The 10,562-nt window shown below is 64.2% G+C and carries 6 protein-coding genes; 1 reads left to right on the forward strand and 5 read right to left on the reverse strand.

Annotation, left to right across the window (positions count from 1 at the left end; all coding sequences use genetic code 11):
- Position 1 precedes the first annotated feature (1 nt).
- Genes AB5Y72_RS13830 through AB5Y72_RS13850 form a run of 5 tightly spaced genes read right to left on the reverse strand, consistent with a single transcriptional unit; the run spans position 2 to position 9,231 of the window.
- Complete coding sequence (locus AB5Y72_RS13830; protein WP_368199086.1) at positions 2–1,150, reverse strand: hypothetical protein; 1,149 nt, start codon at positions 1,148–1,150, stop codon at positions 2–4.
- 3 nt (positions 1,151–1,153) lie between these two features.
- Positions 1,154–2,353, reverse strand: coding sequence for a hypothetical protein (locus tag AB5Y72_RS13835; protein ID WP_368199087.1), 1,200 nt, complete (start codon positions 2,351–2,353; stop codon positions 1,154–1,156).
- Between the two features lie 49 nt (positions 2,354–2,402).
- Positions 2,403–6,023 (reverse strand): curculin (mannose-binding) lectin protein, encoded by a 3,621-nt coding sequence (locus AB5Y72_RS13840; protein ID WP_368199088.1) that lies wholly within the window; start codon positions 6,021–6,023, stop codon positions 2,403–2,405.
- Positions 6,020–6,388, reverse strand: a complete 369-nt coding sequence (locus AB5Y72_RS13845; protein ID WP_368199089.1) for a hypothetical protein — start codon at positions 6,386–6,388, stop codon at positions 6,020–6,022. Before AB5Y72_RS13845 ends, AB5Y72_RS13840 begins: the two co-directional genes overlap by 4 nt.
- Positions 6,385–9,231, reverse strand: a complete 2,847-nt coding sequence (locus AB5Y72_RS13850; RefSeq protein WP_368199090.1) for a tape measure protein — start codon at positions 9,229–9,231, stop codon at positions 6,385–6,387. Before AB5Y72_RS13850 ends, AB5Y72_RS13845 begins: the two co-directional genes overlap by 4 nt.
- A gap of 162 nt (positions 9,232–9,393) precedes the next feature.
- Here AB5Y72_RS13850 and AB5Y72_RS13855 point away from each other — a divergent pair.
- Positions 9,394–10,544 (forward strand): IS3 family transposase gene (locus AB5Y72_RS13855; protein WP_325783120.1). Its coding sequence is split into 2 segments (ribosomal slippage): positions 9,394–9,631 and positions 9,631–10,544, totalling 1,152 coding nucleotides; the frame shifts between segments, so codons are not numbered across the junction.
- Positions 10,545–10,562: the final 18 nt, after the last annotated feature.

Raw genomic sequence — 10,562 nt, forward strand, 5'->3', positions numbered from 1 at the left:
ATCAGGCCAGGCCGACCCCCTCACCGGGGGCGTAGGGGGTGGGGAGCTGGAAGTCGGCCGCCACGGCGTTGTAGTCGGCGGGGCCGAACGCCGGATCGTCCTGGGCGACCAGCATATAGCGGCGGTTGAGCCAGAGCAGATCGAACCGGTATTTGCCATCGCTGGCCCGGCTGTAGGTCTCCCCGATAAGGTTGCCCGCCTGGTCAAAGCAGAGCACCCGGCGCCGAACCCCCTCCCCGTCGATGGTGACCGTGCTCTCGATATAGCCCTGCAGCACGTTCTGGTTGCCGTCCCTGAGCCAGTTCAGATCCTGCCCCTGACAGAGCGGGTCTGCCGTCACGGCGGGTGCTGGCATGGGCCCGGCATAGACATGGCCAGGGCTGCCGCGCCAAGCCACATCCTGCGGTTCAAACTGGCTGCGGGGTTCCTGGTTGGCGGGGATGGCGGTGATGGGCTGGGCTTTAAACTCATAGGGCTTGTTCAATAGATCCGCCCGTGCCTGCCGCTCGGCCACCGTCAGCTCGCGGTTGTAGAACGCCACATGGGCCAGATGGGCCGATGTGCCAAAACTGCCGCCCCGAGAGAACAGATGGATGGGCAGGGTGCCCTGGTTACCCTGGGTGCCGTTGCCGGTGGCGACCGTCCACTCCTTGAGGATCTGGCCGTTCATATATAGCTTGGTCACGCCCAGAACGCTGGTAAACACCATATGACAGAGCGACAGCACCGGCCCGCCGCGCCCATTTGCCGCAGCGACCGCTTGATCCCCCAAAATAAACTGGAAGGAGGGCACCGGGGAGCCGATGGCTGACCCAACACTCTGCAAACTCCAGTTTTTGTTGTCGCCACCCCGCTCGGCGATCACTAGGTTGGCATCCTCGCTCAATGCGATAACGCATTCCAGAGTGAAGGTGCGCCCCTTGTACTCGGCCCGATCAGGAATGGTCACCAAGGGGCTGCTGACCCCCTTGGTCATCACGAAATCCATATCAGAAAAGGTGCCCACGCTTTGGCTAAAGCTGCCGCTCTGGCTGCCGTGGTTGGCGTAGGGGGATATGTCCCTCCCCAGATTGGCCGGAGTATCCAGCGGGTAGTAACCGACCGGATTACTGGCCAGGATCAGATCCCGCAAGGCTTGATCGCTTGCCATGGTTTACCTCCAGGGCCCGGTCAAATCGAAACCCGCCAGGGTGGGGGCCGCATTCATGGCATTTTCGTTGTAGGTGGCTTGAATAAACCGCACGATCTTGCCAGGCAGGGCGGGCAGGTTGGCAAAGTTTTTACGGTGCCAAGCGCTGACGTTGCCATAGGGGACCACCAACCCTGGCAGATAGCCGCGCAGGTGGTTATTGTTCTCCATCACCATGATGGGATCGGTGCTCATATAGAAAGCGTTGTCCGACCCGTTGGGAATACTCATCCCATTCCCGAAGCGGCCAAACAGCCCCTTGAGCCACCACGTTGTCGTCCCAAATAATTGATGGTATGGACGGGCCATGACCCTATGGCCGCTATCCTCGAAACTCAGCAGGTTGTTATAGACATAAGCCCATACCGCTGCGTTAAAAGTCTGGTCCCAACGGCGACCTGAATCATCCGCCGAAGTCCCCGGGTAGGTGCCCAACACCGCATGATAGCGGTCGCCGGGACGCACCGACTTGATATAACCAAACATCAGCAATGGCTGGTAGCTGTGGGCGGCATAGGCGGGCAGGAAGTAGAACAACTGGCCGTCGCCTATCAAATCCCAACGCCCGTCAGAGTACCGCTTGGTGGCGGGCCAGCGGTGTTCATAAATCAGGGTGTAGGTGTTGATGTCCACCACATCCTCGACCAGCTGCACCTTGGCCAAATAGGCCCGATAGGTGGCGCCCGTCCACCCCGAAAACGCGGTGTTGTCGATGCGTAAGGAAACGTTCCCCGACTCGCTGACGTTGGTGGGGCGATAGATGGCCACCATGCCGTCCCCGCTCTCATGGGTCAGGGTCCAGCCGAGCGGGGCCACCTTCATGCTCATGGCGCCGCTGGCGGCTGAACCCGGGTTGCCGCCGTCCAGCTCAAACCACACCTCGGTGCTGCTCACCTTCTTGACTCGGTGCTCGCCGTTGTAAGCGGCAGGGCTGGCCCCACTCACCTCGATCACCGAGTCCTGCTTGTAGGCATGACCGGCCGCGATGGTCGCCTTGGCGGCGTTCTCGGTGGCGTCCCACACCAGGCTGTTGATGGTGAGGGTGCCGAACCCGGTCACCAGCACCGCCTTGAGCAGAGCCGTCAGGGCGCCCGCTGCGGTATCCCCCAGGTTGGGGGCGCCTTGCATGTCGCTTGCGTACCATTTCACGGGAAAAGTAGCCATGGTGTTCTCCAGTTGGATCAATCGGGGTGGGGCAGATTGCCTCACCCGGTTAACGGTTGACGTTGCCGCGCAGCTGCAGCTCGAACTTGTCGGTCTCTTGCGCCGCCACCGACTGCAGGATGGTGCGGATCACCCAGAGCGGGTACGCCGCCGCCTGAGTGGTGAAGCGCAGCACGTTGCCGCTCGACCAGCCTGCCCCCCAGCCACGGTGATCCAGCCGAAAATAGGGCTGGCCGTTGTTGGGGTTGATGGGCGCCAGGTCGGTGTTCACGTCCCCCACCGCGATCTGGCCCACATGCTCCCCGACCAGGACAAAGGTGGTGCTGGTCTGGAAGATGATCGCCCAGCGCTCCTGCAGGGTGGCGCGGTTGGTGACCTGGACCGGGTAGTCGGTGTCGTTGTACTGCGCCGTGGACTCGTCGCCGTCCCGGTAGTCCTGCCATTTGTTGGTCCAGGTTTTCTGGTCGAACAAATTGGTGTAGCGCGCCCACAAGTCGCCGATGATGAGCGCGCTCGACACCAGGGTGTCGGCGGGGTCGTAGTCGTGGGACAGGGGCCTGGCCAACTGCAGGCGGCCCGAGATCTCCACGTCAGTGACCAGGCTCATGTCCTCGATGCGATGCACCACGTAGAGGGGTTCGGCGTAACCGGTCAGATCCAGCGGGTTGGCCAGCGTCACCACGCCGCTATCCAGGTTGGTGCTGTAGAGCGACGTGGCCAGCTGCTTGCCGTCCTTGTCCTCCACATGGGCGTAGGCCAGCCGCTCCCGACCGGTGTTGAGCTGCTGCCCCGCCGACACCCCCATGGGGAACGCCGCCTTGCGGGTGCTGTGGATCACCACGATGTAGCCCTTGCGGATGAAGGGCACCCGGCCGTCTGACGGCAGCCGCACCGGATCCAGCCCGATGAGATCGGCATTGAGCGGCAGGTAGCTGAACACCACGCAGTTGAACCGGATGGTGTCGGCCACCACGCTGATCGGCCGCCAGATCTTGCCGTCCTCCCCCACCAGTTCGGCGTCATACCAGGGTTCGCCCTCGTTGCCGGCGGCCGTGACCTTGCGGCCAAAGCGCACCGTCGCCACCCCTGTCTGGTAGTTCACCCGACCATCCATATCGGCGGTGGTGAAATAGCCGTCCCCATCCGCCGTCGCCTCGATGCGCCGCCCGGTGGCGGTGTTGGCGCTGATGTAGAGGCTGCCCGGGGCCACCGGGGCGCCCGGGGTGCGGAAGGTCACCATGTCCACCGACTGAACGTTAAACGAGGTGGCCAGGGACTGCAGCGACGGCTGGGCCCCCTGCCCCGCCGCCCAGTCGGCCAGCACCGCCAGCCCGTTGCTGTAGTCGATGGTGCCCGCCTGGATGCCGGCGCCGGTCGCCGGATCCGGGTCGCGGTAGAGCAGCCCCTGCCGGTCCACGTAGGTGGACCCGCCCAGGGTGAAGCGCATCGAGCCCTCCAGGATCGCCTCGGAGAATCCCGGGGTCACGTCGATGCGCAGCGCCTGGGCGGTCAGGGTCGCGTTCTGGGCCAGGGCGCTGTTGTTGTTGCGGTAGGTCACATCGACCCAGCCCCCCTCGCCATCGGGGAAGGTGTAGGCGGTGTTGATGTACTGGATGCCGGTCAGGGTCCAGCGCATGTCGGTGTACCAGGTGCCCGTCACCGGGTCCTGATGGCTGCCCGCCGGCACCCAGGCATAGGTCGGTTCTGGCAGCAGGGCGGTGCCGTCCGGCATGAAATGCAGGGTGCCGGCGTTGTAGTCGATGGCCCCCAGCACGTTGCCGCTGGCGTCCATCAGGTTGCCCTGGCCATCGTCCTGCAGCGTGATGATGGGGTCCTTCTTCTCGATGGAGAGGATCCGCTCTGACGCCGCCACGATGGCGTAGAGCGCGTTGAACTTGACGCGCACCGACCCCGGGGTGAGGTTGTGGGCGCCGCCGCCGTCGCCGTCCAGGGTGATGGAGAGGTGCCCCACCTGGCCGGGGGTCGAGAGGCGCCCCGGCTCGATGTGGCGTTCGGTCACCGGCTCGCCGTACTGGTACTGGGCCACGTACTCCTGGCCCAGCGCCGGCAGGGTGATGTGCTCCAGATCGATGATGCCCTCGGCATAGTCGATGGTGCCGGTGATGTCGCCCCGGATCCGCCCATCCCCCACCGCATCGTTGGCGGTCTTGCCGCTGCCCCAGGTCAGGATCAGGCTCTTGGGGGTGATGCCGGTGTGGGGCAGCTGCCAGGCGGTCTTGCTGATGCTGATGGCCTGGCCGCTGCGGTTGGTGTAGTTGACCGGGGTGGCCCAGCTGAACAGGATCGCCGTGTCCACGTCCGGCAGCGCCCCCAGGGTCAGCATGACCGAGCCGGTGGCCAGATTGACCACACCGGACCCGTATGACCTGTCTGCCCCGAACAGCTCGCCCCGGCCGTTGTCCTTCAAGTCGTACCATTTGCCTTGCGCCATGAACGATACCGTCAGGGTGCCCGGCGCCGGGGTCGGCTGCAGGGTGATGGTGTAGGCATAGCCCCGGTTGTTGGCCTTGATCTCGATCTGAGCCGTGTCGGCGATGCGCGACGGGCGGGCCGCCGGCCAGAAGCTGATGTCCTTGCTCGCGGCGCCGTAGTTCGGGCACTGGGCGTTGAACTCCATCTGCCCCCGGCCGTAGTCGATGGACCCGATCACCGACCCCGCCACCACCAGTTCGCCGCCCTTGTCGGTGATAACGGCGGCGCCGATGGTGATGGTCAGGGTGCCTGGCTTCACGCCGGTGCCGAGGAACAGGCCCCGGCTCGGGGCGATGCTGACCACGGTATTGAACGTGACCAGGGCCTGGCCGGAATCCACCAGGCTGGCCAGCTCGCCGGCAGCGGTCAGGTCCACCGCCGGGGTTTCGCTGCGCGCGGCCGGCACCAGCTGGGTGAAGATGGTCTTGGCCCGCACCTGCATGGCGCCCAGGTTCACCGCCTCGGCCAGCTTGGTGGTGGCGAAGTAGTTGGCCGCATCGGCTACCACGGTCTCGCGCAGGGCGGTCTTGACATTGGTCACCACGTCATAGGGGGTGGGCTGCTCCCCCTCGAAGGTGTAGCGCAGCGGATCCGCCAGGGTGCAGGTCACCACGTTGCGGGTGAACTCGGGCACCCCCGGGATCTGGAACTTGGCCAGCTGCTCGCTGACCTCCAACACCCGCACGTACTGCTCGAACTCGCTGGCCTTGCCCTCGTCGCCGACCAGCACCAGGGTCTCCCCTACCTCCGGCAGGCGCACCTCGACCCGCTGGAAGAAGCGGATCGCCCGCTGCCCTTCCAGCTGGGTGTCGTAGAGAAAGCCGCGCCACTTCGGGCCCCGTGCCAGGTAGCGCTCCAGCACGTCGCGGGCCTCGGCGCGGGTGTCGTGGTGGTCCCCGGTGCTCATCAGGCACAGGCCCACGCTGGGGTCGCTCGGCGGCAGCAGCACAGTAGTGTTGGCGCCATAGTAGGTGTCGGTGTCGTCGGTCTGCACCGCGAGGAACGCCTTGCGCAGGCTGACATCCCCATAGGCGCGGTCGAGATCGCTCACATCGGGGAACAGGCTGTTGTGCTCTCCGCTCACGATCTCGCGGCCGGTCACCCGGCCGCCGCCATCGGGGGTATCCGTCAGGCGCTGGCTGCCGAGCAGCTTGATGTCGCCGGAAAGAATGCTCATCGGATCACCTCGGTGAAGTTAAGGGTCAAGGCATAGGGCTCACCCGCCTCGGGGTCGGCCATCTCGATCAACGGGGTGGCTACCACACCGGGGCGGCGCCAGAACACCTCCCGCTGCAGCCCATCCAGCAAGGTCAGCGTCAGGAGCTGGGCCACCGGGGCCTCCAGCGCCTTGAGTGCGAGCACGGTGGCGCGGGGGCAGTGACCCACCAGGGTGATGGGACGCCCCTCCGGTTTGGCCGTCTCCTCGACCAGGAGAGCCCCAGAGAGCGTCGGCGTGACCACTTGCTCGACGGGTGCCCAATCGAACTCGTCTCGCCAGATGAGGTCATCGGGCAGTTGCAGCCCGTTTAAGGTGACGTTCATGAGCGCAGTCCCTGCTGTTTAAGGAGGTTGATAAAGGCAGCGGCATTGGCCTCGTCGGCCTGTACCTCGGCCTTGGCACCGTTCGATGCACGCAACTCGATGATGATCCGCTGGGGTTGCCCCGGGTTGAACGAGGTTTGAGGGAGGCTTGATGGCCCGACTTGGCTGACGGTCGAGGTGGGGGCTTGCGCCTGCTGGGTCTCTTTCGCCTGGGCTTTGCTCAACTCTTGCTGGAGTCTGGTGCGCATGGCCTCCATCTCCTTCTGGAACTTCTCGCCGTAATACTTGCTCCACTCGCTGTAGGCGGGGATATCGCGCACCTTCTGGCTGTAGCGGGCCAGTTCCTCTTCCACGCCCGCGAGGGTGTTGGCCAAGGCATCGGCATTGCCGCGCAGGTTGTTGATATCCACGGTCTTGTAGAAGAACGAGCCGGCGCCCACGGTGCGGGTGACCTCCCCCCGACCGCCGCCCGCACTGCCCCCGCCTCCTGCCGACGCCACGGCGTTGCCGGTCTGCTGCGCTTCATCCTGTACGCCGCGAAGCCCCGAGCGCATGGCATCGGTGGCACTCTTGGCCTTGGCGGCCGCCGTGTCGAAGCCATCCCCGATCGCCGCCACAGCCTGTTTGGCATCGCCGCTGCCGCCCTTGACCTTGCTCATGGCGTCGGCCGCGATGGCCATGGAGCGGGTGATGCCATCCCCGGTGAGCTGGCCCTGCTTGGCCATCGCCTGCATACGCTCGATCACCGCATCGATCTCGGCTTTGTTCTTCGCCTGGTTGAACGCCGCCGCCAGGTACTCTTCACAGGCCGCCGAACTGGAGCCACTGTGCTGCACCAGGGTATCCAGGGCGCCGAGGGTCTCCTTGAAGCTCTCGCCGATACGACCATTGGCCCGCTCGAAGTCCAGCCCCAGGGTCTGGGCTGCCTTGCCCAGCGTGGCGGGGATCTCTGCCGCCGTTTTCTTGGCCACGGCATTGATTTCATTCATGTAGTCGCGGGTCTGCTGGGCCTCGGTACCGATCTCCTTGACGGCAGCAGCACCTTGCCGCCAACTGCCGGTCGCCTCGTCGTAATGCACCTTGCCCTCGGCGACCAGGCGGTCGAGATCCGCCACACTGGTGATGGCCACCCCCAGCTCGGCAGAGAGTGCCGCCAGTTGGCCATTGAGCTGGGCCTGGGTCTGCGCACGCAGCGCCTGGGATTCTCGCAGCGCCAGCTCGGCCTGCACCAACTGGCGCAGTGCGGCGGCGAACTGGGTGATCTGGATGATGGATTCCACCGTCACGGCAGCCAGCAGGGCCCTCAGGGCCATGCCCAGCGCACGCACGCCGATAGCCGCCCCGGCCGCCGCCGTCCCTGCCGTGGTCATGCCACCCGCCGCCGTGGCCGTCGCTGCCGGCAGGGCGATGAACTGGCCATAGAGGCCGCGCAGGTCGGCAATCCAGCCCGCGATTTTCAGGCCATACCAGGCCTGGGCCATCACCAGCAGGGCATCCCGCCAGGCATAGACGGTCTGGATGAAGGCCTTGATGGATTCCCCAAGCCCGACGATGCCATCGGAGAGGCGCTGGGCCCACGCCTGCAGGCGACCATCCTGGGCCATCTGGTCAAACTCACGGTTGAGGCTGGCCAGTTGGTTCTTGAGCCAGGTCAGCGCCCCGTTCTCCGCCACCATGCGGTAGAACTTGGCCAGGTTGTCCTGGGCGTTGGAGATAAGCCCCGAGAGCAGGCTCATGTTGTTGGCCGCCGCCCCGCTCGACTGGGCGGCGATCTCGTTCATCAGCGCCTGGATGGTGTCCTGGCCGAGCTTGCCCGCTTCCGAGAGCTTCTGCAGCTCGGCGGTGTTCTTGCCGGTGACCTGCTCCAGCAGCTGCCACACCGGCACCCCGCGCTCGATCAGCTGCAGGATCTCCTCCCCCTGCAACTTCTGCTTGGCCCAGGCTTGGCCGAGGGCCAGGGAGATGCCCTGCACCTCCTCGAAGCCGCCGCCGAGCTTGTAGGCCTGATCGACGATGCCCTGCATGGCGCCGTTCATGGGGTCGATGCCAAAGGCTTTCAGGCGCACGAAGACCTGGGTCACCTCGTCGAGTTGCAGCGGGGTGTTCTTGGCGAAGTCCTGGATCCAGACGGAGGCCTCTTTGCCACCGGCAATCGACCCCATCACCGCCTTGAGCTGGACGCCAAGGCGTTCGGCCTGATCGCCGGTCTGGAACATGGCCATCAGCTGGGTGGTCAGGGTCTGGATCCCGAACCAGGTACCCGCCATGGCCACCAGGCGTCCGGTCAGGCTGCCGATGGTCCCCTGGAAGCCGCCAGCCCCTTGCGCTCCCTGCACCAGGGAGCGCCCCAGCCGTTCGGTCTGGGCCGCGCTCTCGCGCAGTTCGCGCTGCAGTCTGGCTTGCTCTTGGGCAAGATTGCGGCTATCGAGCCCGGCTTGGCCGAGGGCGGTGTGTAGGCGGGTGTGGCTGGCCGCCTGGGCGACCAGCTGGCGATCCAGTTGCTTGACCTCGGAGGCCAGCTGCCGTTCCTGGTCGGTGAGTTGGCGGGCCGCGCCACCGGTCTCCTGCTGCTCGCGGCGCAGCTGGGCCAGTCGGTCGCGGGACACAGTGGCAGCCTGCTCCAACTGGCTTAAGGCACGGCCACTGGCCTCGAACTGGGCGATCAGGTCGCGCTGCTGGGTCAACCCTTCCAGGGTTTGCGCCAGGCGCTCGGTCTCGGCGGCGGTCTCGTCAGAGAGTGGGCCCAACTCCTGCACCTGCCCCGCCAACGCGGCCAGATCCTCGCGGCCGGTGACCTTGGCCGCCAGCTCCAGGGCAAGTTTGAGGGTGGAAGAGGTGGACATGAGGCATTCCTGAGAGATTCAGATATGCCCTATGATAAATTGGTAGAAGATTATTATGATTTATTGCAGATTACAGAGGGCTATCACAGGCAGCGAACGTGAATCGCCCCCAGTTCCCTAGACACCTCACAGCCTTAAAATGAGGCAACTATTGGAGGTGTTATGACCCGTCAGCGTTATCCAGAAACATTCAAAATCGAAGCCGTTAAACAAATCACCGAGCGCGGGCGGCCGGTGGCTGACGTTGCACGTGCCATCGGGGTATCCAGCCACAGCCTGTATGCATGGCTCAAGCAGTACGGTAAGCCTGCTGACCAGCAGATAGAAGAGTCTGCCTTGCAAGCCGAGATCCGCCGCCTGAAAACTGAACTGCGCCAGGTCACCGAGGAGCGCAATATTCTAAAGGAGGCCGCCGCGTACTTTGCCAGCGAGTCAAGGAAAGGTACGCGTTCATAACCTCCCGACTCGACCGGTACAGTGTCGTTACCCTGTGCCAGACCCTGGGGGTTCACCGAAGTGGCTTCTACGCGTGGTTGAAACAGCCCACATCGCCACGACAGCAGGAGGACGAACGACTGACCGGATTGGTCAAGCAATCCTGGCTGGAAAGTGGTGCTGTCTACGGTTATCGCAAGATCCATCGCGACCTTCGTGACGCAGGGGAAGCCTGCGGCAAGCACCGTGTGGCCAAATTAATGAAGCGGGAGGGACTGCGTTCGCAAACGGGCTATCAACGCCGCAAGGGGCATTATGGAGGCAAGAGCACGCAAGCTGCCCCAAACACGCTGGCACGTCAGTTTAAGGTGCCAGCCCCCAACATCATCTGGGTGACTGACATTACCTACATTCGCACTCAAGAAGGGTGGCTGTACCTGGCGGTGGTGCTCGACCTGTTCTCTCGCCAGATCGTCGGCTGGGCGATGAAGTCACGCATGACGGCAGACTTGGCGGTTGATGCGTTATTGATGGCCGTCTGGCGGCGCAAACCCAAGCAGCCGGTACTGGTGCATTCGGATCAGGGCAGCCAGTTTACCGGTGGTGAATGGCAAGACTTTCTGAAGGCCCACAACCTGAGTTGCAGTATGAGCCGACGGGGTAACTGTCACGACAACGCGGTCGCCGAGAGTTTCTTTCAGTTGCTCAAACGGGAGCGGATCAAGCGCAGGATTTACGCGACAAGAGACGAAGCCCGCAGCGATGTGTTTGATTATATCGAGATGTTTTACAACCCAATCAGGCGTCATGGTTCCAATGATGGGCTGTCGCCGGTAGAGTTTGAAAGGCAGTTTATTTTTCAGCAACAAAGTGTCTAGAAAACCAGGGGCGATTCA

It is taken from the genome of Aeromonas sp. R7-4, assembly GCF_040908055.1.
GTDB lineage: Bacteria > Pseudomonadota > Gammaproteobacteria > Enterobacterales > Aeromonadaceae > Aeromonas > Aeromonas sanarellii.